This is a genomic window from Salinicola sp. 4072 (assembly GCF_036663415.1).
GTDB lineage: Bacteria > Pseudomonadota > Gammaproteobacteria > Pseudomonadales > Halomonadaceae > Salinicola > Salinicola salarius_A.
Genome location: NZ_JAXOVV010000021.1, coordinates 57,112 through 80,817 on the forward strand (window position 1 = coordinate 57,112; position 23,706 = coordinate 80,817).

Sequence of the window (23,706 nt, forward strand, 5' to 3'; positions counted from 1 at the left end):
AACCCACTAAACCAATCGCGAAAAGCCACAATAAATCATTGTTTTTTAAAAACTATTAGAAAATTCTAAAATTCATCAACCTCTCTTTACCGAGAAAAACCATTTAAAATCCCGCTTGTAAGCTTGTGCACAATTTACGCATCCTGATGGGAACAGCGATGCATCAACGCCACTTTCCACAACAACCTCAGAAGAGAAAATGCTGTGGCAAACCCCCAGGACAAAACCGACCTGCAAAGGGCTATCTCGGCCAGTCGTCAGGCCTTTCTGTTTATCTTATTGTTCAGTTTGTTCATCAACTTGCTCATGCTGGCGCCGTCGATTTACATGTTGCAGGTATACGATCGCGTGATCACCACCCGTAGCCCTGAAACCTTGCTCATGTTGACGCTGGTGGTGGTGTTCCTGTTCGTCGTGATGGGCGCCTTGGACCTGGTGCGTTCGCGCATCCTGGTTCGTGTCGGTAACCGGCTCGATATGCAGATCAACGAGCGACTCTATCAGGCCACATTCAAGCGAGCGCTGCTGGCGCCGGGCAGACCGTCGGCTCAGCCATTCAATGACTTGACTACGCTACGCCAGTTTCTCAGCGGCAACGGATTGTTCGCCTTCTTCGATGCGCCCTGGATTCCTGTCTACATCGCCATATTGACGCTGTTCCATCCCTGGTTCGGGATCTTCGCCGCCGTCGCCGCCAGCGTGCTGCTGGCACTGGCATGGATCAACGAAAAGAGCACCCAGTCGCTGCTGAGCGAAGCCAACCGGGAGCACATCCAGTCTCAGGACCTGGCCCAGAGCAATCTGCGCAATGCCGAAGTGCTCCAGGCCATGGGGATGCTGCCGAATCTGCTCGCCCGCTGGCGAGGAAAGCATCACGACTATTTGCTGCATCAATCCCATGCCAGCGATCGAGCCGGTACCCTCAGCAACGTGTCGAAAACTCTGCGAATCATGTTCCAGTCGCTGATCCTGGGGCTGGGTGCCTTTCTGGTCATTGAAGGTAGCCTGACGGGCGGCATGATGATCGCCGGCTCCATCCTGATGGGCCGCGCGCTGGCGCCAATCGACCAGATGATCGGTGGCTGGAAGGGTTTCATCGCCGCACGTACCGCGCACGGACGGCTCAATGCTCTGCTTTCGGCGGTACCTGCCGAGCCTCAGCGCATGCCACTGCCGCCACCGACCGGGCGCCTGGCACTTGAGTCCGTGACCGCGGGCCCTCCCGGCGAAAGCCGGCCGACGCTATGGGAGCTCGATCTGCTGTGCAACCCCGGCGAGCATATCGCTATCGTCGGCCCGAGTGCCGCGGGCAAGTCGACGCTCGCTCGCGTCATGCTGGGCGTCTGGCCGGTTCAAAATGGCTGTGTCCGGCTAGGGGGCACCGATATCGGCCAATGGCCGCGGGAACGGCTGGGGCCTTTCATCGGCTATCTGCCTCAGGATGTCGAGTTGTTCGACGGCAGCATTAGCGAAAACATTGCCCGCTTCGGTGATCTGGATCCCGCGCGGGTCATCGAGGCCGCCCAGAAGGCGGGCGTGCACGACATCATTCTGCGTCAATCGGCGGGGTATGACACCCAGATCAGCGGGGCCGGCGGCATCCTTTCCGGCGGGCAGCGCCAGCGACTCGGCCTGGCCCGGGCGCTCTACGGCAACCCGGTTCTGGTGGTGCTCGATGAGCCGGATGCCAATCTCGATGCCAGCGGCGAACGCGCGCTGCTGCACTGCCTGCGCCAGCTCAAGACTCAAGGCACCACAGTGTTCATCATCAGTCATTCACCGACCATCCTCGAGCATGTCGACCGTGTTCTGACGCTGCAGGAAGGACGCATGGTGTCCTGCGCTCCCGCCCGCCAGCCTGCGCCAAAGATGGCGCAATCCTCGCGGGAGAGTGGCACACCCGTTCACTCCATCCGGATGCGTGCCCGCGGTAAACCGGACGACTCGCGATCATCTCTTCCTCTCCCCCCGGAGCCGCCGACGTCATGACGATTTCCTCTGCCGCGCCGATAGCGCTCGGGGCTCCTGCCCCTCAGTTGCCCACCAGCGATCGCACCAGCCGGCGCTGGGGACTGGCCATTCTGGTATTCGCCCTGGGCGGTTTCGTGCTGTGGTCGGTCACGGCCGATCTCGCGGTCGCGGTGGTGGCGCCGGGATCGGTTGCCGTCGAGACCTCGACCAAGAAGGTTCAACACTTCGAGGGCGGTATCGTCAAACGCATCCTGGTCGAGGATGGCGATCAGGTCAGCGCCGGAGATTCGCTGATCGTACTCGACGACACCCAGCCGCTGGCCAAGCTCTCGATTGCCGAATCGGAATACCGCATCGCCCTGGCGAGCGAGGTCCGCCTGCTGGCCGAGCAAAGTGACCGCAACATGCTGACGTTTCCCGATATCCTGCTCGATGACGTGTCGCCGCGGGTGCAGGCCGTGGTCGACGTGCAGCAGCGTCTGTTCCAGGTCCGCCGGCAGTCGTTGAAGGATGCGCTGTCCGCGCTGGACGAGAAGGCTCGCCAGATGCAGGAGCAGATCGCCGGTCTCGAACGATTGCAGCAGGTCAATCGATCCAAGATCAACTCGCTTTCCGGAGAAGCCAGCGACTATCGCACGCTGTTCAAGGAGGGGCTTGGAGACAACCAGCGTCTGCGTGAGCTCGAACGCCAGGTGCTCGAGTATCAGGGGGAAAACGCCCAGCATAGCGCCGAAGTGGCGCAGCTACGTTCGCAGATCAGCGAAAACGGCTTCCAGAAGGAGATTCGTCGGCAGGAGTACCACCAGGAAGTCGGCGAATATCTCAAGGATGTCCAGTCCCAGGTGACGGACGCCGAAGAGCGAGTCACCGCGCTGCGCGACCAGGTTCAGCGTACCGCCATCGTCGCGCCGGTCTCGGGGACCGTCGTCGGTCTCCAGGTCCACACCCAAGGCGCCGTTATTCGCTCCGGCGACACAGTAATGGAAATCGTCCCGGCCAACGAAGCCTTTATCGTAGAAGCGCGAATTCCCGACCGCGACATCGACAACGTCCGCATCGGACAACCTGCCGAGATTCGCTTCAGTGCCTTCAACCAGCGGTTATCCAATGTCATCGAGGGAGAGGTCGCCCACGTTTCAGCGGACAGCTTCGAAGACGAGGCCACACGAACCCATTATTACAAGGCGCGCATCCGCGTCACCGATTTGGGTCATTCCGAAATGACTTCCTCGATGCAGCTGCTGGCCGGCATGCCTGCCGAAGTCATGCTGAAGACCGGCGACCGCACCTTTGCCAGCTATATGTTCAAACCGTTCAGCGACATGCTGGCACGCGCGATGCGAGAAGAGTAATGCCATCGATTCACCAATGGATCCTGACCGGTTGTCTGGCGACGCTGATCGCCACGGCGCATGCCCAGCCACTCAAGATCGAAGCGCCGCTACCGGAGCCGGCCGGCACCGCACCAGCGCCGCTACCTTCCCTTCCACAGCTGGTCGCCCTGGCGCTGACCTACGACAGTGGATTGCAGAGCCAGCGCCTGGATAGCCAATCGATGGCGCAGGAAGTGCCGATGGCGCAGGCAGGGTTGCGCCCCCGGCTCGATGCCACCGCCGCCTATCGCTACACGGACGCCGATAATATCTATACCGACAATCCCGATGACTATCCTGACGAGGTCTATGACGATCGCGTGTCCGGCCGGACGCGGGACACCAGCTGGGAACTGCGGATGACACAGCCGCTGTTCAGTCTCGAGCGCTGGCGCCGGGTCGGCAAGGCTCGCGCGCAGATGGATGCGGCCGCGCTGCAGGTAGCCGTCGCCGAGCGTGACCTCGCGGTCAAGGTGGTGGAAACCTATCTCGATGCCTATCAGGCCTCGCGCAAGCTGGGCTTGCTGATCGCGCAGCGCGAGTCGCTGGTACTGCAGCAGCGCCAGGCGCAACGGGCCTACGACCTGGGCATCGGCGATCGTATCAACCTGCTGGAGTCCCAGTCGCGGCTGGACCAGGCGGTCGCCGACCAGACATCGGCGGAAAATGACCTGACCAACGCCCTGAGCGATCTCGAAAGGCTGACCGGCGTTTCGCTTCCCTTTGATCCGGTGCTGGTCGATACCCCGGAGAACCTGAACATCGCGCCGGAATCTCGCCCGCTGGAGAGCTGGCTGTCACTGAGCCGGAATAACGTGCAGGTGCGCCTGGCCGCCGAGCGCCAGCGCGTCGCCGACAGGGATACCGACGTGCGACGCGCGTCACGCTATCCTGAACTCAACCTGGTGGTCGGCTACAGCGATGTCGACAGTAACGATGCCTTGCGAACCAGTAACGACCTTTCGGCCAGCGTGGAGATGAACCTGCCGATCTACCAGGGTGGCTATACCACCGCCAGCATTCATCAAGGAGAGCTGACGGCACGAGCCAGCGCGGCCAGCACGGAGAACGAACGCCGACTGGCTCAGCAGGAGGTTCGCAAGCGCCTGCTCAGCATGCAGGGCGACCTGCGCCAGTTGGAGGCCCTGCAGCGCTCGGTGGAATCCGGCAGTCTGTTTCTGCAGGCGGCGATTCGCGGCGAATCTCTCGGCCTGAGAGATCTAGTAGATGTCCTCGATGCCCGCTCTTCGCTCTATGATCTGCGCATTCGCTTCATCGAAACGCTCTGCCTCTATCTCGAGGATCGCACCTATTTGCAGGCCACTACCGATCAACTCGACACATCGACACTGGCGGAGGTGGCAAGCATTCTGGAGCGTGTCGAACGGGCAGCGCCGAGCGACGATGGCTGAACCGGCCCAGGTTGGGAAAAGAAATATCGGGCAATGCTCCGATGACGAGACGGTCGAGGCGCCAATATTTCCAAGTCGCAGTCGACCGCATTCGACAACCGTACGATCGTAGAACGATCTGCTATCTTGACTAAAAAATCGCCGGATATGGTGTTCGGCGGGATCGACCGAGGGGATGCAATGAGCCTACCACTATGGTGCCTGCTGATAACCGCGCTATTGCCCTTCTGGCTGGCATTCTGGAGCAGCAGCGTCAGGCGTCGGGAATTCGGTCATCTGGATAATCATCATCCACGCCAGCAATATGCGCAGATGACAGGTAAAGGCGCGCGTCTCTGGGCAGCGCAAAGCAACGCCTGGGAAGCGCTGGCGCTGTTCACCGCGGGTATCGTTGCCATGCAGACCTCGGGTGGCGGCGGCAGGCTTGCGGATATCGCCTGCGTTGTCTTCGTGCTGGCTCGGATCGGTCATGGTCTCTGTTACGCCATGGATCTGGCGACGCTGAGGTCTTCTCTTTTCGTCGTCAGCTTTCTGGCCGTACTGTCACTTTTCATGACGGCCCTGCTATAGGCTACATGGCATCAAGGTGCGAGCTTTCGGAAAGAGGGCCACGGCGAGAACCCATAGCGTTCAGGACCATCAAGTTTTAGCGAAATGAGCCGATAGAGTTCGAATCACCTTCCGTGATTCGCTTTTGCCATTCGAGTGCGATCGAGATCCCGTCCCATGTCCATCGACAATGAATTCCAATGCGGTTCGCCACAAGACACCGACGATAGCCTCGGAGAATCAGTGCTGCCTGCCCCGCCTTTCGGAAACGCGATGGTTGGTAATCTCGACACACACCAGCAATGGGCGCTGGAAGCCATGGCGGCAGCCCAGACCTCCTACTGGCGGTGGGCCGCCCCCGAACGCAGCTTTCTCTGCGGCACGGTAACCGAACGAAGCGATAGCGACCTTCTGCGTCTTGACTGGTGGACGCTATTGAAGACGATGCCGTCGGCCGAGCGTCGGCGGCTGATCACCCTATGGCGGCGAATGAACGACGGTCAGCAGGACCGCGTCGACGTGCTGATACAACCCGACGCCACCAAGCCATCGATCTGGTGGCGCATCCGCGGCGCGATCACCTCGCGCGACGATGACGCCTCCCCTCTCGCGGCAACCGGCACCTGGGAAGTCCTCGACGATCCGCGTGACCAGCGACCTCATGGCAGCGTCCGGGCGCACGCGTTCGCCGCCTCGCGGGATTCGATGCTGGTCGTCGACAATCGCTGGCGCATTCTGGAAATCAACGACGCGTTCACCGCGCTCGGGGGGTTACCACCGAGCGCGATACTCGGCCGCGCACTGCAGCAGTACATAGATGCCGATGTGCTGCGCTCCGACCCGGCGACGGTCGCGCGTAACGATCGCATCCAGCACTACGAAGGACTCTTCCATGTCGAAGGGGCAGCACCCGTTCCCGTGGAATTGACCGTCAGCCACTTTACGCTGGACGAAACTGGCGAGACTCACTATATCGCCGCGCTACGGGACATCTCGGCACGCAAGCGCTCCGAGCGGGAGCTGGAGCATCTCGCCAGGATCGACACGCTGACCCAATTGCCCAATCGTGCGACGCTGCAGCAGACGCTGAACGGGCGGCTGCTCAGGCTCCTGCCTGGACACGGGCTCGCGGTCCTCTTCATCGATCTGGATGGTTTCAAGCACATCAACGACTCGCTGGGGCACCAGTCGGGCGACATCCTGCTGAAAATCATCGTCAAGCGGCTACGCGCCACGGTGCGTAGCAAGGATCTGGTTGCGCGCTGGGGCGGCGACGAATTCGTCGTGGTCATCGAGGTGGGCAGCGACACGGAACTCGCCGACAGGATCGCCCAACGCCTGCTCGAAGCGCTGTCCCACCCCATGGTGATCGGCGGGCATCAGATCAGCGTCACCGCCAGTATCGGCATCGTTCACGCGCCGCAAAACGGGCGTGATGGAGAGACTTTGCTCAAGCATGCCGACGTCGCCATGTATGCAGCGAAGAACAAGGGCAAGAACGCCATCATCGTCTACCACGAGCAGCTGAAGCATCACAGCCTGGAACAGATGTCGATGCTCGCCCACCTGCGGGAAGCCATCGCCAAGGACGCTCTCGACTTCGTGGTCCAGCCCAAGTTCGACGGCAATAATCGGATGATCGGCGCCGAACTACTTGCGCGCTGGATGACCGAAGAACATGGCGAAGTCCCCCCTGCCGTCTTCGTACCACTTACCGAAAACAACGGAATGGCGTCGGCACTGGGCAACCTGGCCATCGACCGCGCCGCCCGATATGCCGCCCGCCTGGCCGCCACGGGTAATCCGTTACCGGTATCGGTGAACATCTCCGCACTGCATGTCATGGACGATAAGCTGGCGAATACGCTGCGCAGTGCCTGCCATCGTCATCACATCACGGCCGACCAGATCGAACTGGAAGTGACGGAGTCCGTGTTCATGGAAGACACGCGGATACCGGAAGCCCGGATCGAACATCTCAGAAGTCAGGGCTTCCGTGTCGCGATGGATGACTTTGGCGCCGGCTACTCATCGCTGGGCTATCTCAAGCGACTGCCCTTCGACACCATCAAGATCGATCGCTGTTTCATGCACGGCCTGGAGGCGGACCGGCGTTCACGCGACCTGCTGGCAGGCATCGTCGAACTGTGCAACCTGCTCGGCATGGAAACCGTTGCCGAAGGCGTCGAGACCGAAGAACAATGGCAGTTGCTGCAGACGTTGGGCGTCAAGCAGTACCAGGGGTTCTATCTGGGCCGCCCCATGGCAATGGAACAATTGTTGGAGCGGCTGAAGAGAGATACCTGATGGCGTCTTCAAATAAAGCATTTCTAACAGTCACATGGCGTCAGACCGGGGAAAGAAATCAGCTGGTAGCATCGGGCGCCGTGCTGGCGTAACGTGCAAAACGTCATCATTCACTCGCCCGACTTCGTGAAGCCGTTACCCATGTCTCCGACTTTCAGCCTGATCGCTCCTGCCTCCTTCACCCGACCCGATGTGCTGGAACAAGCCGCCCGGGCCTTGCAGCCGTTCGGTATCGCCGTTCGCTTTCCCGATCGGCTACAGGATCAACGGCGCTATCTGGCCGGGAGCGTCGAGCATCGCCTTCAGACGCTCTACGATGCCTACGCCGATCCCGACACCGATGCCGTCTGGGCCGTTCGCGGCGGCTATGGCTGCGCCCACCTGGCGACCGAAATCGACTGGAACCGGCTCTCTCGCAAGCCGTTGATCGGTTATTCCGATCTCAGCGTGCTGCTGGATCAGTGCCATCGCCACGGCTTGCCGGCCATCCATGGCCCGGTGATGAAAGAGGGCGTAAAACTCGCCAGCGATGACGCCGACCTTCGCGCCGCGAGCCATCGCGATTTCGGTGCCCTGCTCGGGCTGCTCGAGGGCCGGTCGCCGGAGAGCGTGGCGTTGACGCCTGTTTCGGCCGCTTCGGCGGCGGCGATCGAAGGGCCGCTCGTCGGCGGCAATCTCGCGACCCTGGCCAGCGTTGCCGGCACCTCGCTGGCGTTTCGCGCGCCACCCGGGGCGATCGTAATTCTGGAAGACGTCGGCGAGCCCTACTACCGGCTCGAGCGCGACCTGTGGCAACTGGTCCATTCCGGCGCGCTGGACGCCGCCGCCGCCGTCTGCCTCGGCACTTTCGAGCATTGCGTCCCTTATGGGGATCTCGAGCTCGAGACGCTGTTCGAGACCTGGCTGGCGCCTCGCGGCCTGCCGCTTTACGCAGGGATTCCGGTCGGCCATGGGCGTGACAACCTCCCTTGGCGCTACGGGTCGAAGGCGCGTATCGTCAGCGATCGGCTGCATTTCCTCGACTGAGCTTGTCACCAGGACCCGGTTACGTTCACTCGAATCCACGAAAAACGCCGCCTCGTGTTACTTGAGGCGGCGTCATACGACAGATTGGCGGATCTCTAGAGTCGTTCGAACACGGTCGCCACACCCTGCCCCATGCCAATACACATCGTCGCCAGGCCCAGCGTGGTGTTCTGCTGGCGCATGACGTTGAGCAAGGTGGTGCAGATACGCGCACCGGAACAGCCCAGCGGATGGCCGAGCGCGATGGCGCCACCGTGCAGGTTGACCGCGTCATCCAGACGATCCAGCAGTTCGAGATCTTTCAACACCGGGATCGACTGCGCCGCGAAGGCTTCGTTGAGCTCGACCGTCTGGATGTCCCCGATCTTGAGGCCGGCAGTTGCCAGCGCCTTCTGCGTCGCCGGAACCGGGCCATACCCCATGATCGAGGCATCACAGCCGGCCACGCCGGTCGAGACGACTTTCGCCAGAGGCTCCAGCCCCAGTGATTTCGCCCGCTCGTAGCTCATTACCATCAGTGCCGACGCGCCGACGGAGAGCGCCGACGAGGTAGCCGCGGTCACCGTGCCATTCTTGGGATCGAATACTGGCTTGAGCGATGCCATCTGTTCGAGACTGGCGTCTTCGCGTACGACTTCGTCGTGCCTGATCAGGCTGCGGTAGCCCTGCTGATCGTGGCCTTCGATCGGCACGATCTCGTTGTCGAAGTAGCCTTGACGATTGGCCTCGCTGGCACGGCGATGGGAACGCAGCCCGAACTGGTCCTGCTGTTCGCGAGTCACCCCGTGCATCTTGCCCAGCAGTTCCGCCGTCAAGCCCATCATCATCGCCGCCTTGGCAGTGCTCTTGCTGGCCGCCGGATTGACATCGATGCCATGATCCATCGGCACGTGCTCCATGTGCTCGACGCCACCGATCAGGTAGCAATCCCCCATGTCGGCGCGAATGTTGGCCACCGCGATATGCAGCGCACTCATCGACGATCCACAGAGGCGATTGATGGTCTGCGCCGGCACCGAACGCGGGATGCCGGTCAGGATGGCGGCATTGCGCGCGATGTTCATCGACTGTTCCAGGGTCTGGTTGACGCAGCCCCAGAGGATGTCGTCGACGCAGGCAGGGTCGAGCTTCGCGTTGCGAGTGAACAGCGCCTGCATCACGGCAGCGGAGAGATTCTCGGCGCGGACGTGACGAAAGGCGCCGTTCTTGGCCTTGGCCATGGGTGAGCGTACGGCATCGACCACCACGGCATCTCTTGCTTTCAAACTCATGACTGTGACTCCGGTTGGTGGTGGACTCAGCGGTCGCTGGCGTCAGGGTAAAAGCGCTCGCCATTGGCGGCCATTTCCTCGAGTCGCGCCGTCGGTGCATACAGCGCGCCCAGTTCACCGGCGAGCCGTTTCGCTACCGCCACGAACTCGGCCACGCCCATGGCGTCGATATAGCGCAGCGCGCCGCCACGGAACGGAGGGAAACCGATGCCGTAGATCAGCGCCATGTCCGCCTCGGCCGGCGACCCGACGATGCCGTCCTCGAGACAGCGCACCGTCTCCATGCACAGTGGCACCATCATCCGCGCGATGATCTCGTCGTCGGACAGTTCCCGCGTTTCGCGGACGACCCCGGCGACCAGCCGGTGAGCCTCATCGTCATGGGTCTTCTTCGGCTTGCCCTTCTTGTCTTCCTCGTAGACGTAGAAGCCCTTGCCGTTCTTCTGGCCGAGCCGCTGGTTGTCCAGCATCATCTGAATCGCGGACTTGCCGTCGTGGGCCATTCGATCCGGGAAGCCTTCGGCCATCACTTCGCTGGCGTGCACGGCGGTATCGATGCCGACGACATCGAGCAGATAGGCAGGCCCCATCGGCCAACCGAAGCGCTCCATGATCTTGTCGGCACGCTCGAAGTCCACGCCATGCTCGACCAGCCCGCTGAAGCCGCCGAAATAGGGGAACAGAACCCGATTGACCAGGAATCCCGGGCAGTCGTTGACCACGATCGGCGTCTTGCCCATCTGGCGGGCATAGGCCACCGTCGCGGCGACCGCGGCATCGGAGGTCCTGGCGCCACGAATGACTTCGACCAGCGGCATCCGGTGCACCGGATTGAAGAAGTGCATGCCGCAGAAGTTCTCGGGTCGCTTAAGATTGGCCGCCAGCCGATCGATCGAGATGGTCGAGGTGTTGGATGCCAGAATGGTGTCGTCCGCGACCTGGGCCTCCACGTCGGCAAGTACCGCTTCCTTGATCCTGGGATTCTCGACCACGGCTTCGACCACGAGATCGACCTGACCGAAATCGCCGTAGGAGAGCGTCGGACGAATGTTGCTCAGCACTTCGGCCATTCGCGTCTGGCTGAGCTTGCCGCGCTCAAGCTGCTTGGTCAGCAGTTTGCGGGCTTCCTTCAGGCCAAGCTCGATCGCTTCGGACTTGATGTCCTTCATCAGTATCGGCGTGCCCTTGTAGGCGCTCTGGTAGGCGATGCCGCCCCCCATGATGCCCGCCCCGAGCACTGCGGTCTGCTCGACCGCCTTGGCATCCTTCTCGTACTGTTTGGCCTTTTTCTTGACCGCCTGGTCGTTCATGAACAGACCGACCAGGTTGTAGCAGACGTCGGTCTTGGCCAGCTTGGCGAAGGCTTGCGCTTCGATCGCCTGGGCACGTTCGCGCTCTTCGCCTGCGCCCTTCTGTATGACACGAATCGCCTCGATCGGCGCCGGGTAATGCGGACCGGCCTTCCCGGCCACGTAACCCTTTGCGGTCTCGAACGCCATCATCTGCTCGACCGCATTGAGCTTCAGCGGCGAGCTCTTTTCGGTCCGGCGGGCACGATAATCGAAATCCCCGGCATTGGCCTTGTCGATCATGTCCCGGGCCGCCGCCAGCAACTGGGACTGCGGTACAACGGCGTCGACGGCGCCCACCTTGAAAGCCGTGGCGGCATCGTTCTGCGAGCCGCCGGCAATCCACTCGATGGCATTGTCGGCACCGATCAGTCGCGGCAACCGGACACAACCGCCCCACCCCGGCACGATGCCCAGTTTGGTTTCGGGCAGCCCGATCTGTGCCGTTTCCGCCATGACGCGGAAATCGGTGGTCAATCCGAGTTCGCAGCCACCGCCCAGCGCCAGACCGTTGAGCGCGGTGACGGTCGGGAACGGCAGATCCTCGATGCGATTGAACAGCGCATGAATCCGCGTGTTCATGTCGACCAGGAACGCTTCGTCCTTGGCGAACATGGCATGAAATTCGGTGATATCGGCACCGACGATAAACACGTCCTTGGCGCTGGCAATGACGAGCCCCATGAGCCCGGCCTCACTTTCCAGCGCCTCGACGGCTTGCGACAACTCACCGATGACCGAAGATGAAAGCTTGTTGATCGCCTCATCCTTGAGATCGAACGTCAGGAGCGCGAGATCGCCGTCCTGACGCTCGACCCGGATGGCATCGCCTTGATAGAGCATGAGAAATCTCCGTGCCATGGCTGCGAAAGCGCCCCGTGCTGGCATCTACGAGGCGAATCATACGACTGTTTGAATAGCGAAAGCTTGAGGCGCGCGAGTGGGCTCGTCAAGCTCAACCAAAGTCTCGGCCTGCCGCACCGGCTCTCATCCCAGCGTAGACTACCGGCGGCCCGGCTCCGTCTGCCGGCGTCTTCGCGCAAAGTGATGCCTCACCCGCTAGAATGTCCCCCCGCCTGCCTGTGGGCCTCTCCTCGTTTCGGAGGGCAGACAGGTTGGCGCCTTGACAATCACTCGGAGGAGCTTGGCCCGTGGCCATGAAAGACCCCACGACACCTTCGACAGTGGCTCGGCTGGAACCGCTTGTCGCTCGTTTGCGCCGCTATCACTGGGTCTGGCCACCTATCGCTTTCGTACTGGGTTTGCTGGGGTTTTTCCTGGTCGATCGGCAACAGTGGCTGGGCGCCGTGCTGGCCCTGGGGCTGATGCTGACCTGGGTTCTGTTGATTGTCGAGAGTATTGCCAGTAAATGGCTGTCGCGGCGAGGGCGCAATGCCGCGCTGCCCCGCGCGGCGGCGACTTTCGTCGCGCAAATGGTGCACCAAGAGACGCTGTTCTTCTGTCTACCGTTCTTTCTTGCCACGACGATCTGGACTAGCGGCCAGGCCGTTTTTACCGGGCTGCTGATCGTCTGTTCGATCCTCGCCATTCTGGACCCTCTGTATTTCGGCTTGTCCAACCGCCATCGCTGGCTCTACTTCCTGCTCCATGCGCTGTGCGTGTTCGTGGTGATGCTGGTCACGCTGCCCATCATGCTGAGCCTGACAACGGGAGAGAGCCTGATCCTTTCGATTCTGGCGATGATGTTCTTCAGCCTGCCTAGTGTCATGGGCCTGCTCAAACCCGGCGGCATCGTTCGCTGGCTCGCCATGGCGGGGCTGCTGGTCGTTCTGGGCGGAATTGCCTGGACAGGACGAACCTGGATACCACCAGCGACGCTGTGGCTATCCGGGAGCGCCCTCTCGCCCGGATTCGATACGGCTGCCCGCGAGCCCAGCGGTAGCATGACGCTGACGCCGCAGGCACTCCGCTCGCGCGGCCTCTATGTCTATACGGCGATACGAGCCCCCCGTGGGCTGCGCGAGAAGGTCTATCACGTCTGGCGTCATGACGGCGATGTCGTCGAGCGCATAGCGCTGGTCATTCACGGCGGACGCGACCAGGGCTATCGAGCCTGGACCCACAAGCAGAATTTCTCCGCTGACCTAAAAGGTCGCTGGCAAGTGGATGTGATCACGCAGACCGGCCAGCGGATCGGTAGCGTACGATTCACAGTGGCCGAGGATGGCGCGGCCACGGCGGCCGATGGCAGAATTCAGCGTCCGCTGGGCATCCCCGGCTGGAATATCCGCCATGCCTTGGGAAATGGAGATGAGCAAGCCGACTAATCGCCAATCATTGTGACTTGCATTATCCTGCGGCGCTTTGGAGAATGTTAGGACGTTCACGATTCAGGTAATCCGCTATGGCACAGCATATCGGCTTTAAACTGGCACGTCTGCCGAGACTCTGGCGCGCTGTCATCGATGAACGCTTGGCGCCACTGGGCTTGACCCAGACACGCTGGGTGACGCTCTGGAACCTGCGCAATATGGGCGGGGGCCAGGCGCAATGCGATCTGGCACGAGCCATTGGCGTGGAAGCGCCCTCGCTGGTACGCACGCTGGATCAATTGGCGGAGCAGAATCTGATCGAGCGCCGCCCTTGCGCCGAAGATCGCCGTACCAAGCGCCTTCATCTGACGGAGGAAGCCACGCCGCTGCTGGAGAAGATCGAAGAGATCGCCACCGAGGTGCGCGATGAAATGCTCGGCGGGTTCACGCCGGAAGAGATTGATGCTTTCGAAAGCATGCTGGATCGCATCGAGAAAAATGGATTGGAACTACAGCGTCAATCCGAGCAGGCCAAGGCCAGCTGAACCAGGAGTGGACACTTGCCCACGCAACGCCCCGACATGATCAATCAAACGCACCGCACCGTAGGCGGTGCGCCCCACCTATGAAGGCCTGGTCGGCATCTTGACGCTTTTGCCACTGCCAGCCAGGGTATCCCGCATCGCCAACCAGCTCGCCCAGTCCTGCTGGAACCGTTCGAAGCTCATCGCCTCCTGCCACCAGATGCACATCGTATGCTGGCTGGATTCGACGATCAGGGCATCCGCCGGCAATCCGTCCAGCCACTGCTTGAGTGCCTGCAGGCGCTCGGCATCCAACGATGGCAGCGGAGCCTGGCGCCAGCGCCATTGGTCCGTCGCCGCTTCCAGTGCTTCGCTGGCGACATCGTTACGAATCACGGTGAAATCGCTGCCCGATTCCGTGCCTGGGTATCGCAACCGATAACCGGTCAGCGCCACGTTCGGCATGGCCAGTGGCGCCTTGGTAAAGTTCAACTCCCCGCCGTTGGCCTTGACGTGCCGCCGCATCTGCCCTCGGATGGACTCGCCTCGGCTTGGCCGCAGCCACACCATTGGTGACAGAATCAGCAGTACGGCAACCAACAGAAAACCCAGCACCGCCATAACGTTTCCACTCCTGTTTCGGCCGTTTTCCGCCGACCCTATTGCCCTTGATTACGACCAAGGTATGACGCATCACCGTGCACTCTACCGGTTACATCACGTTGCGTCGCGGGAGCGTATGGTTGATGATCGCCTGCGGCGCCTGACCGCAGGCCATTATCGAAAATTGCGTTGTGCCGCTCATGAGGCGCGCTTACAGTTATCCATGTTCATTCGCCGAACGGGGGGTTACCCGATGAGCAACGAATACCATCACGTGCTGGTTGCCGTGGATCTGACCAAGGATTCGCATAAAGTCCTGGAACGCGCGATTCCCATCGCACGCCGGAACCAAGCCAAGCTCTCGATCATCCACACGCTGGAACCCCTGGGATTTGCCTATGGCGGTGATATCCCGATGGACCTGACGAGCATCCAGGATCAGCTCGACGAACACGCCACGCAGCGACTGGCCGACATCTCCGATCCTTACGATATTCCTCGGGAAGACCAGCATATCGTGGTCGGAATGCCGGATACTGAAATTCAGCGCTTTGCCAAGGAACACGACGTGGACCTGATCGTCGTGGGCTCCCATGGCCGCCACGGCTTCGCGCTGTTGCTGGGATCGACATCGACCGGCGTTCTGCATGGCGCAGAGTGTGACGTATTGGCGGTTCGCGTCGGCAAGGATGGCGAAACGGAAGAGTAGTGTGACCTCCTGCTTCGTCTCCATGGCTGAATCATGTGCCTTGCCCGTCGCGGGCAAGGCACATTCTGCCGCCGCGAGCGGCGACTAGCCCTCTCCTTCCGCCATCGCCTCCAGTTCCATCCAGCGTTCCATCGCCCGATCCAGCTCGGCCTGGGTTGCCGAAAGCGCCTCGATGGCCGCGGTGACGGTCTCGCTGTCCTGCTGGTAGAAGTCCGGCTCCCCCATCTGGGCCTCGAACGTCGCGATCTTGCCTTCCAGCGATTCGATCGTCGCGGGTAATGAGTCCAGCTCCCGTTGCAGCTTGTAGGAGAGCTTCTGGCGACGCTTGTCGCTTTCGCCCTTCGTCGATTGCGCAGATGCCGTCTGCCGCTCGGCCAGCTTTTCCTGCGCCTTGCGTGCCTCGGCCAGCTCCCATGGTGCCGGCGGTAGCCGCCCGCCCTGTCGGACCCAGTCGGTATACCCACCCACGTAGCTGCGCACGATGCCATCACCCTCGAACGCCAGCACGTCGGTGACCACGTTGTCCATGAACGCGCGGTCATGCGAGACCAGCAGCAGCGTGCCTTCGAAATCGAGCAGCAGCTCCTCCAGCAGCTCCAGGGTTTCCACGTCGAGATCGTTGGTCGGCTCGTCCAGCACCAGCACGTTGGCCGGCTGGGTGAAGAGCTTGGCCAGCAGCAGGCGGTTGGACTCGCCGCCGGACAGCGCCTTGACCGGTTGTCTTGCGCGCTCCGGCGTGAACAGGAAGTCCTGCAGGTAGCTGATGACGTGCTTGTCCTTGCCCGCGACCGTCACCTTGTCGCTGCCCTGAGCGACGTTGTCGTAGACGCTCTTGTTCAGCTCGAGCCCCGCGCGCAGCTGGTCGAAATAGGCGACCGACAGGTTGGTGCCCATGCGCACGCTGCCTTCGCTGGGCTCAAGTTCGCCCAGCAGAATCTTGAGCAGCGTGGTCTTGCCGGCACCGTTGCGCCCGATCAGCCCAATGCGATCGCCGCGCTGAATCTCCAGCGACAGATCGCGGATGATGCAGGCGTCTGCATAGTAGTGCGTCACCCCCTGCAGCTCGACGACGCGCTTGCCGCTGCGTTCGCCGCTATCCACCTGAAACGATGCCTTGCCCTGGCGCTCGCGCCGTTGGGAGCGTTCGTTGCGCATCTTTTCCAGCGCCCGGACCCGGCCTTCGTTGCGGGTTCGGCGCGCCTTGATGCCCTGACGAATCCATGTTTCCTCCTGCGCCAGTTTCTTGTCGAACTCGGCCCGTTCGCGCGCCTCGACTTCCAGTTCGTGCGCCTTCTGTGCCTGGTAGGTGGCGTAATCACCGGGGTAACGACCCAGGCGCCCACGGTCGAGCTCCAGAATCGTGGTCGCCAGCTTCGAAAGAAAGGCGCGGTCGTGGGTAATGAACAGGACGGCGCCGTCGAATGCCAGAAGCTGCTCTTCGAGCCAGGTAATGGTATCGATGTCGAGATGGTTGGTCGGCTCGTCGAGCAGCAGCAGATCGGGCCCGGCCACCATGGCGCGCGCCAGTGCCACCCGCCGGCGCCAGCCACCCGAGAGGCCGCTCATCATGGCGTCGGCCGGCAGGCCCAGTCGGGTCAGCACGGTGTCGATACGCTGATGGAAAGACCAGCCGTCCTGCGCTTCCAGACGTGTCTGCAGCGTCTCCAGTCGTCGCATGTCCGGCTCGGCCATCGCCACGAGACGGTGATACTCGGCCAGCAGGGCCCCGGTTTCGGGCAACCCCTGGGCGACGACTTCAAAGATCGTCGCCTCGTCGGCGTCCGGCAACGCCTGCTCGAGAACGCCGATCTTGAGACCCGGCGCGCGCCAGATGTGGCCATCGTCGGCTTGATTATCGCCCGCGATCAGTTTCAGCAGCGTCGACTTGCCGGTGCCGTTACGCCCGACCAGCGCGATGCGCTCTCCCTTCTCGATGACCAGGTCGGCGCCATCGAGCAGCGTATGATGCCCGTAGGCGAGTTGCAGTTGTTCAAGGCGTAGCAGAGCCACGTAGGACCTCGCGATCGTGAAACTTCGAAATGGTGACGGTCATATCTTGCCAAGCGTGTCTTGCCGAACGTGCTTCTGGCGAAACGTGTTGTCTGGCCAGCATTGTACCTTGCTCGCCCAGACTCGCCGAAATGGATTGGCCCATGCTTCGCCGTTGGCGTCCGGCGCTTTACAATGCTTGTCGACATCATCACCGACTGACATCCATCGACTCACATTCACCGACCAAGAGGAGTGCCGCGTGAGCGACACGTCCCCGCATGAATCCTCGAACGGCGGTTCTCCGCTGCCGGAAGCGTTACGCATCACTTCCCCGATGCCACTGGTCGATATCGGGGCCAACCTGACGCACGAGAGCTTCGACCGAGATCTCGAGGCCACGCTGACTCGGGCGACCGAGGCCAATGTCACGACGCTCGTGATCACCGGTGCCGATCTCGAGGGCGCCACCAGGGCAGCGAAGCTGGCGACCCGTTTCGCGGGTCTCCATGCCACGGCGGGCTTGCACCCTCATCACGCCGCCGACTGGAATCCCGAGCTGGAGCAGGCGATGCTCGAGCTTCATCGTCAGGAGGTCGTGGTCGCCGTGGGCGAATGCGGCCTCGATTTCCACCGCAATTTTTCATCGCACACGGACCAGGAACGCGCGCTGGAAGCGCAACTGGCCCTGGCGGCGGAGACGGGGCTACCCGTGTTTCTCCACGAGCGTGACGCCGGCCGCCGGATGCTGGACATGCTGCGGGAGTGGCGAGACCGGCTCAGCGACGCCGTCGTGCACTGCTTCACCGGCGACAGGAAGACGCTCCACGGCTATCTCGATCTCGATCTGCACATCGGGCAGACCGGCTGGCTGAGCGACGAGCGTCGGGGCCATCATCTTCGCGAGTTCGTCGCCGATATCCCCGACGACCGCCTGATGGTGGAAACCGATTGCCCCTACCTGCTGCCCCGCAACCTGCCGGCAAAGATAAAAGGGCGCCGCCACGAGCCGGCTCTGCTACCTTGGATAGTCAGAGAGCTGGCTCACTGGCGCGATACGACCGAGGCCGAGCTGGCGAGACAGACCACGCTGACGGCCAAGCGTTTCTTTCGGCTCGAGGAGGTCGCTGGCGAATGACGAACTATCCCGGATTCATCGCCGTCGAGACAGGTGGCGACAACTCGCTGCCGCTGGCCATCGCTTGGGCGCTGCCCAACGGCCAGGTCAAGAATACCCTGATCCAGCCTGACGACGAATGGCTGGAAGACGAACTGCTGTCGCTCGGCGGCTACGATCTCGATGAACTCCGCCACCTGGGTATCAGCCCTCTCGATGTACTCAGGGAGCTGGAGAACGATCACTTCAGCGAGACACTCTATACCGCCGGCGTCCAGGATGACGAAGCGGCGCTATCGTTGATGTTCGATGACTTCGGCGTCGACCCTTTCGTCGAGCTGGCGCCCGCCTCGACGCTCTACCCCGACCTCGAGCCCGGCGAATGGGCCCGCGCCCGCAACGAGCTCTTCGGGGAGATGGGCCTCGAGCCGTTGCGTCCGGAGCACGAGGTGCAGGTCATGCTCTATCTACATCAACGGCTGGTCCAGCGGGACGAGTAGCATCGTTCGTGTCGAGCCGTCGCCGCCCAACAGCGACGGCTTCCTGAATCCCGCCCTTTCCCGCATAGAAGATACCGAGCGTGTCGATCAATGCCTGGGCGCGTAGCGGCATGCCTTCACTACGATAACGGGCTGCTCGCGCCGAGACTTTCCTGCTGAAAGCCTGTCGATCGACCTCGATGCCATCGAGATTGTCGACGCTGACCTGGAATGGTTTCCCGCACGCTTCGCTGAACAGCGACTCCAATGCCTGGGGCGCGACCTCCACCCGCTCGAAGTCTTCCTGCTGGCGGGCGTCGCGCCCATCCGGCTCGTACCAGTAGCCGTAGTCCTCGAGCTGGCGACGCTTTTCTCCGGCGATACACCAATGGCTGATTTCATGCAGTGCGCTGGCAAAAAAGCCATGGGCAAACACGATACGGTGATGATCGTGCCGGCCGTCCGCGGGTAGATAAATGGGCTCGTCCTCTCCGCGAACCAGCCTTGTACGATAGCGGTCGGCGAATACGCCGTCGAACAGAAGAATCAGATTGTCGATGTCATGAATCATGAACGCCTCCAGAACTGCGCCGGAGTATACGTAAGTTCACCTCCGTCGCCGAGCGCTGGCGGTCGACTCCTGCTAGAATCGCCGCCCTGTCCGTTCGGTCAAGGAGCGCTTCGTGTCGTCGACCGCCCATCGTTTTTACCGCTGCCGAAAAGAGACGGCGAGCCTGGTGCGCCTGGGCCTGCCGATCTGTGGCGCGCAGTTGGCACAAGCCGGCATGAGTGCATCGGATGTGATCATGTCAGGGCGGGCCAGCGCCACCGACCTGGCAGCCGTTTCGGTGGGCGCGAGCCTTTGGGTGCCCCTAATGTTGCTGATGACCGGGACGTTGATGGGGGTCACTCCGATCGTCGCCCATCGCGCAGGCGCGGAGCGTTTCGACCAGGTACGCGGGAAGGTTCACCAGGCGCTCTGGGTGGCACTGGTACTCGGATGCCTCAGCGCGTTGATCATGACCTTTGGCGGCCGCGCCATCTTCCAACTGATGGAGATCCCCACCGGGGTCGCCAGCCTGGCGCTCGAATACCTGAACGCCGCCGCGTTCGGTATTCCGGCAGTCGCACTCTATCAGGCGTTGCGCGCCTTTTCCGACGGCATGCATCATACCCGCCCGGCATTGTGGATGAGCCTTCTCGGGTTGGCCGTGAACATTCCCGGCAACTTCATACTGATCTACGGCGGCCCCGGGCTGATCGGCCTTCTGGGCAACGACATTCCCCTGTTCCTACAGCAACTGCCCGCACTGGGCGCATTCGGTTGCGGCATCGCGACGGCCCTCTCCATGTGGGTCATGTGCCTGGGCATGATCTGGTACACGGCGCGAAGCCGTGCCTACGCGCCAGTAACGCTCTGGGCGTCTCCAACCCCGCCATGCTGGAGAGACATCGCCGAACTCCTGTATATCGGTCTGCCAATTGGTCTGGCGATCTTCTTCGAGGTCACTCTGTTCACCGTGATCACGCTACTGGTCGCCTATCTGGGTGAGGTCACGGTAGCGGCACACCAGATCGCCCTCAACGTGACATCGATTCTGTTCATGCTGCCGCTGTCGCTGAGCATGGCATTGACCGTCAGGGTCAGTAACCGACTGGGAGCCGGCAACAATGCAGAAGCCCGCTTCGTTGCCTGGAATGGTATTGGTGTCGGCCTTGCGCTGGCGCTGTTCAACAGCCTGCTGATCTGGTTGCTGGCGGCGCCCGTGGTGTCGCTCTATACCGGCAATCCCGAAGTGCGGACCTTGGCCATGTCGCTGATCCTGCTGGCCATGATGTTCCAGATTTCGGATTCGCTTCAGGTCAATCTGGCTGGCGCCTTGCGCGGATACAAGGATACTCGCGTGGTCATGGGCATCACGCTGTTTTCCTACTGGCTCGTCGGCCTGGGTTGCGGTCATCTGCTGGGGCGGGGGCTGGATGGCACGTTCGATTCGCTGGGGGTCTATGGTTACTGGATCGGCCTCAATGCCGGTTTGACCTCGGCAGCGCTGCTGTTGGCCTGGCGACTATGGCGCGTCAGCCGACGCCAACGGATGGAAACCTGAAATAATCCCCGCCGAGTTTAACCCGGGACTTAACAGGCCCTTCATGGCTATGCTAATACTGGCACCATGCCTCAAGCCGAGACATTGCCGACCAGGAGGGTAACCATGGGTGTCCCACTTTCCCCTCGATCTGCGCAGATCATCGATCTGGAAACCATGAGGCATCGGCTGAGAGCCAGGAAGCGGTTGGTCCGGTTGTCGCCTGAGCTCGATGGTCTGGAAATGCTTTACTACCTCGCCTCCGATCCCGATACGCTGTACGGGATGCCACTATTGGCGTGGGGCCTGCGTGAAGACGATGAAGTCGTCGGCCTGGTGCCCTGGATGGAGTCGTTGGCATCGTGCCATGAACTGGACAACCCCGAGTACGGCCACTTCGTTGGCTACCGGGATCCCGAGACTCACGAGATATTTCACGACGCGCCCGAGCACAAGATCGTCGAGCTGGCGCACGCGGCAGCCTACTTCGATTACGAAGAGACCCCGGAAGTCTCCCTGACTCAGCAGCTACCGGAGACCCAAGGCACGCATGCACTGTGCCTGGATGAAGTCAGCAAACCCTGGCAGCTCAAGCAGATTTTTGGCTGGCATCTCTACAGCGATGGAACCGTCGATGCGATGCTGGTCGATGAGGACCAGGCGACGTCGCTTCCCGTGCTGATGGGGGACGAATGTCTCTACCCTGGCAAGAGCCGCCATCAGACGCTCTATTTCTTCCAGCGTAATATCGCCAATCGTATTCGCAACGAAGATCCGGATACGCTGGAAGCGTTGGCATTGATGGTCATGCCGCACAACTGATCGGTCCGGCTGGAAACGTCTCGACCGAACCGCTATTTCATCCCAACAGAATGCGATAGCGGTATTCCCCTTCTTCCTCGGACTGCGCGATGAGTTCGTGCCCCAGAAAGTTGCAGAATTTGGGAATATCGCGGGTCGTCGCGGGATCGGTAGCGATGACTTCGAGAATGTCGCCCACCGACATGTCACGCACCTTGTTATGCATCAACATGATCGGCTCCGGACAGTAGAGCCCACTGGTATCCAGCGTTTCACTTCGCGTCGATTCAACGTTACTCATGGCTCCCTCGCGCAATCATTATCGTTCCCCATCCAGACGAACGTGAACGGTGACCTCTTCACGGTCATGATACAAGTGACGACAGGCGATATCAGCCTCTACGCCCTCTGCCTTCAGGTTTATCTCGAGACGTGTCAGGCAACGCTGAACCTCTTCCCAGCGTTTTTTCATCGGCAGTTTCAGATTGAATACCGCTTCACGACACCAACGCTTGATCAGCCATCGTTCGACCATGTCGATGACGCGCATCGGCTTGTCGACGATATCGCAGACCAGCCAATCGAGGCGGTACGGGGGCTCCCACACGAACCCGTCTTCACGCAGATGCTCGACCTGCCCCGTAGCCATCAGCCCCGACGCCATAGGTCCATTATCGATGGCATAGACGAACATCCCACGGCGAACCAGCTGGTATGTCCAGCCTCCCGGAGCCGCGCCGAGATCCACGGCCTGCATGCCCACATGCAGGCGCGATTCCCACGCCTCTTTTGGTACGAAGGTATGCCAGGCTTCCTCGAGCTTCAGCGTCGAACGGCTCGGAGCATCCGCCGGATGACGAAGACGCAGGACGCCCCCCGGATGTTCACTGCGGTTGCCAGGGAAGCTCATCCCGATCTGTACGGCGTCGCCTGCTAGCCAGAACAGATGCAGCCGACGCCCACCGGCCTTCCGCCGCAAACCGCCACCTCGCTTCAAAGCGCTTTCCAGAGGGCGGCCCAAGGATTTGGCCAAACGTGCCAGGCTCTTGCCATCATTGGTATCCGGCGTTTCATGCCAGATGGACTCGAAGTTCCAGCCACTTTCCTTGATCAGTTCCACGATGGGGGAAATCCGATCATCCCGGGAGAGTGATAACGGCTCGAAAGCAACCAGTGACTGCCTGGCGAATACCAGAGACATCAACGGCAGTCCACGATGGACACCGTTGGCTGGTCGGGAATCGTGGCTCTGCCAACGAACGAAACCGCTGTTGCTTTCGGCCGCCACGACCTGCCCCGGCTCATCGAGTTTGTGTGCACGGGTAGTGATTTCAGCCGCCAGGTCGGGTTCGAAACCGGCTCGACAATATAACAGCCATTCGTTGGGCACTCGGTTCACAATCGCCTCGCTAAGCTGATACTCGTTTCCAAAAAGTCTGGCATAAAAAAACCCCAGCCTTGTGGGCTGGGGTTTCGAGATAGATGCCTGACGATGACCTACTCTCACATGGGGAGACCCCACACTACCATCGGCGCTAAGCGGTTTCACTACTGAGTTCGGCATGGATCAGGTGGTTCCCGCTTGCTATGGTCGTCAGGCAAAACTGACGTCGGGATGCGTGGCGTGACTGCAATTTGCCATCATCCCAACCGATTCGGATCATGCTGACTGAGACGTCTCATTGCCTGCCCGCTCTTGAAGACAGGGCGTATCCAGTCTGTCGGTGATCATCACCGATCGCACGCGGTACGTCTCGTACCGGTGTCGTAAACCCCTTGGGGTTATATGGTCAAGCCTCACGGGGCATTAGTACACGTTAGCTCAACGCCTTGCAGCGCTTCCACACCGTGCCTATCAACCAGCTA

General features: G+C 61.3%; 20 protein-coding genes and 2 rRNA genes. 13 read left to right on the forward strand and 9 right to left on the reverse strand.

What is annotated here, in order from left to right; genetic code table 11:
• Nucleotides 1-204: 204 nt before the first annotated feature.
• The 6 genes from R3F72_RS14060 to R3F72_RS14085 all read left to right on the forward strand — a co-directional run bounded on the left by R3F72_RS14060 (nucleotide 205) and on the right by R3F72_RS14085 (nucleotide 8,638).
• Nucleotides 205-1,989: a type I secretion system permease/ATPase gene (locus R3F72_RS14060; protein ID WP_087720391.1), complete on the forward strand. Its 1,785-nt coding sequence runs from the start codon at nucleotides 205-207 to the stop codon at nucleotides 1,987-1,989.
• Nucleotides 1,986-3,323: an HlyD family type I secretion periplasmic adaptor subunit gene (locus tag R3F72_RS14065; protein WP_087720390.1), complete on the forward strand. Its 1,338-nt coding sequence runs from the start codon at nucleotides 1,986-1,988 to the stop codon at nucleotides 3,321-3,323. The genes R3F72_RS14060 and R3F72_RS14065 overlap by 4 nt, the downstream gene beginning before the upstream one ends.
• Nucleotides 3,323-4,756: a TolC family protein gene (locus R3F72_RS14070; protein WP_332779961.1), complete on the forward strand. Its 1,434-nt coding sequence runs from the start codon at nucleotides 3,323-3,325 to the stop codon at nucleotides 4,754-4,756. The genes R3F72_RS14065 and R3F72_RS14070 overlap by 1 nt, the downstream gene beginning before the upstream one ends.
• A gap of 180 nt (nucleotides 4,757-4,936) precedes the next feature.
• Complete coding sequence (locus R3F72_RS14075) at nucleotides 4,937-5,326, forward strand: MAPEG family protein (RefSeq protein ID WP_332779962.1); 390 nt, start codon at nucleotides 4,937-4,939, stop codon at nucleotides 5,324-5,326.
• A gap of 252 nt (nucleotides 5,327-5,578) precedes the next feature.
• Nucleotides 5,579-7,612 (forward strand): putative bifunctional diguanylate cyclase/phosphodiesterase, encoded by a 2,034-nt coding sequence (locus R3F72_RS14080; protein WP_332779963.1) that lies wholly within the window; start codon nucleotides 5,579-5,581, stop codon nucleotides 7,610-7,612.
• Between the two features lie 141 nt (nucleotides 7,613-7,753).
• A complete protein-coding gene (locus tag R3F72_RS14085) occupies nucleotides 7,754-8,638 on the forward strand; it encodes a S66 peptidase family protein (protein ID WP_332779964.1) in 885 nt (294 codons plus the stop codon).
• Between the two features lie 95 nt (nucleotides 8,639-8,733).
• On the opposite strand, the gene fadA is transcribed toward R3F72_RS14085, so the two are convergent.
• Together fadA and fadB are read right to left on the reverse strand one after the other, a co-directional pair.
• Nucleotides 8,734-9,909, reverse strand: coding sequence for an acetyl-CoA C-acyltransferase FadA (fadA, locus tag R3F72_RS14090; protein WP_332779965.1), 1,176 nt, complete (start codon nucleotides 9,907-9,909; stop codon nucleotides 8,734-8,736).
• Nucleotides 9,910-9,935: 26 nt separating this feature from the next.
• Nucleotides 9,936-12,101: a fatty acid oxidation complex subunit alpha FadB gene (gene fadB / locus R3F72_RS14095; RefSeq protein WP_332779966.1), complete on the reverse strand. Its 2,166-nt coding sequence runs from the start codon at nucleotides 12,099-12,101 to the stop codon at nucleotides 9,936-9,938.
• A 314-nt stretch (nucleotides 12,102-12,415) separates the two neighbouring features.
• Between fadB and R3F72_RS14100 the strand changes: the two genes are divergently transcribed.
• Together R3F72_RS14100 and slyA are read left to right on the forward strand one after the other, a co-directional pair.
• Nucleotides 12,416-13,546, forward strand: a complete 1,131-nt coding sequence (locus R3F72_RS14100; protein WP_087720384.1) for a DUF5924 family protein — start codon at nucleotides 12,416-12,418, stop codon at nucleotides 13,544-13,546.
• A gap of 77 nt (nucleotides 13,547-13,623) precedes the next feature.
• The gene (slyA, locus tag R3F72_RS14105) at nucleotides 13,624-14,076 is read left to right on the forward strand and encodes a transcriptional regulator SlyA (protein WP_087720383.1); all 453 of its coding nucleotides are present in this window, start codon (nucleotides 13,624-13,626) and stop codon (nucleotides 14,074-14,076) included.
• A 78-nt stretch (nucleotides 14,077-14,154) separates the two neighbouring features.
• Here the strand turns inward: slyA and R3F72_RS14110 are convergent, their stop codons facing one another.
• Nucleotides 14,155-14,676, reverse strand: a complete 522-nt coding sequence (locus tag R3F72_RS14110; RefSeq protein ID WP_087720382.1) for a hypothetical protein — start codon at nucleotides 14,674-14,676, stop codon at nucleotides 14,155-14,157.
• Between the two features lie 235 nt (nucleotides 14,677-14,911).
• Between R3F72_RS14110 and R3F72_RS14115 the strand changes: the two genes are divergently transcribed.
• On the forward strand, nucleotides 14,912-15,367 hold the full coding sequence (locus R3F72_RS14115) for a universal stress protein (protein WP_071230430.1): 456 nt from the start codon (nucleotides 14,912-14,914) through the stop codon (nucleotides 15,365-15,367).
• A gap of 84 nt (nucleotides 15,368-15,451) precedes the next feature.
• On the opposite strand, the gene R3F72_RS14120 is transcribed toward R3F72_RS14115, so the two are convergent.
• The gene (locus R3F72_RS14120) at nucleotides 15,452-17,377 is read right to left on the reverse strand and encodes an ATP-binding cassette domain-containing protein (protein ID WP_332779967.1); all 1,926 of its coding nucleotides are present in this window, start codon (nucleotides 17,375-17,377) and stop codon (nucleotides 15,452-15,454) included.
• 316 nt (nucleotides 17,378-17,693) lie between these two features.
• On the opposite strand from R3F72_RS14120, the gene R3F72_RS14125 reads away from it, so the two are divergent.
• Nucleotides 17,694-18,494 carry a TatD family hydrolase gene (locus tag R3F72_RS14125; RefSeq protein ID WP_332779970.1) on the forward strand — a complete coding sequence of 267 codons (801 nt, stop codon included), beginning with the start codon at nucleotides 17,694-17,696 and terminating at the stop codon, nucleotides 18,492-18,494.
• A complete protein-coding gene (locus R3F72_RS14130) occupies nucleotides 18,491-18,973 on the forward strand; it encodes a hypothetical protein (RefSeq protein ID WP_332779968.1) in 483 nt (160 codons plus the stop codon). The genes R3F72_RS14125 and R3F72_RS14130 overlap by 4 nt, the downstream gene beginning before the upstream one ends.
• On the opposite strand, the gene R3F72_RS14135 is transcribed toward R3F72_RS14130, so the two are convergent.
• Entirely contained in the window at nucleotides 18,930-19,523 is a 594-nt protein-coding gene (locus tag R3F72_RS14135; protein ID WP_303854686.1) for an elongation factor P hydroxylase, read from the reverse strand. The genes R3F72_RS14130 and R3F72_RS14135 overlap by 44 nt on opposite strands.
• 112 nt (nucleotides 19,524-19,635) lie before the next feature.
• On the opposite strand from R3F72_RS14135, the gene R3F72_RS14140 reads away from it, so the two are divergent.
• Together R3F72_RS14140 and R3F72_RS14145 are read left to right on the forward strand one after the other, a co-directional pair.
• Nucleotides 19,636-21,060: an MATE family efflux transporter gene (locus R3F72_RS14140; RefSeq protein ID WP_303854687.1), complete on the forward strand. Its 1,425-nt coding sequence runs from the start codon at nucleotides 19,636-19,638 to the stop codon at nucleotides 21,058-21,060.
• 105 nt (nucleotides 21,061-21,165) lie between these two features.
• Nucleotides 21,166-21,861 carry a hypothetical protein gene (locus R3F72_RS14145; RefSeq protein WP_332779969.1) on the forward strand — a complete coding sequence of 232 codons (696 nt, stop codon included), beginning with the start codon at nucleotides 21,166-21,168 and terminating at the stop codon, nucleotides 21,859-21,861.
• Nucleotides 21,862-21,898: 37 nt separating this feature from the next.
• Here R3F72_RS14145 and tusA read toward each other — a convergent pair whose 3' ends face one another.
• The 4 genes from tusA to R3F72_RS14165 form a co-directional block, all read right to left on the reverse strand.
• Entirely contained in the window at nucleotides 21,899-22,141 is a 243-nt protein-coding gene (gene tusA, locus R3F72_RS14150; RefSeq protein ID WP_303854689.1) for a sulfurtransferase TusA, read from the reverse strand.
• 18 nt (nucleotides 22,142-22,159) lie between these two features.
• On the reverse strand, nucleotides 22,160-23,242 hold the full coding sequence (gene rlmM / locus R3F72_RS14155; RefSeq protein WP_332779971.1) for a 23S rRNA (cytidine(2498)-2'-O)-methyltransferase RlmM: 1,083 nt from the start codon (nucleotides 23,240-23,242) through the stop codon (nucleotides 22,160-22,162).
• An 82-nt stretch (nucleotides 23,243-23,324) separates the two neighbouring features.
• A 5S ribosomal RNA gene (rrf, locus tag R3F72_RS14160) occupies nucleotides 23,325-23,439 on the reverse strand.
• A 187-nt stretch (nucleotides 23,440-23,626) separates the two neighbouring features.
• Nucleotides 23,627-23,706, reverse strand: a 23S ribosomal RNA gene (locus R3F72_RS14165); the annotation flags it as partial.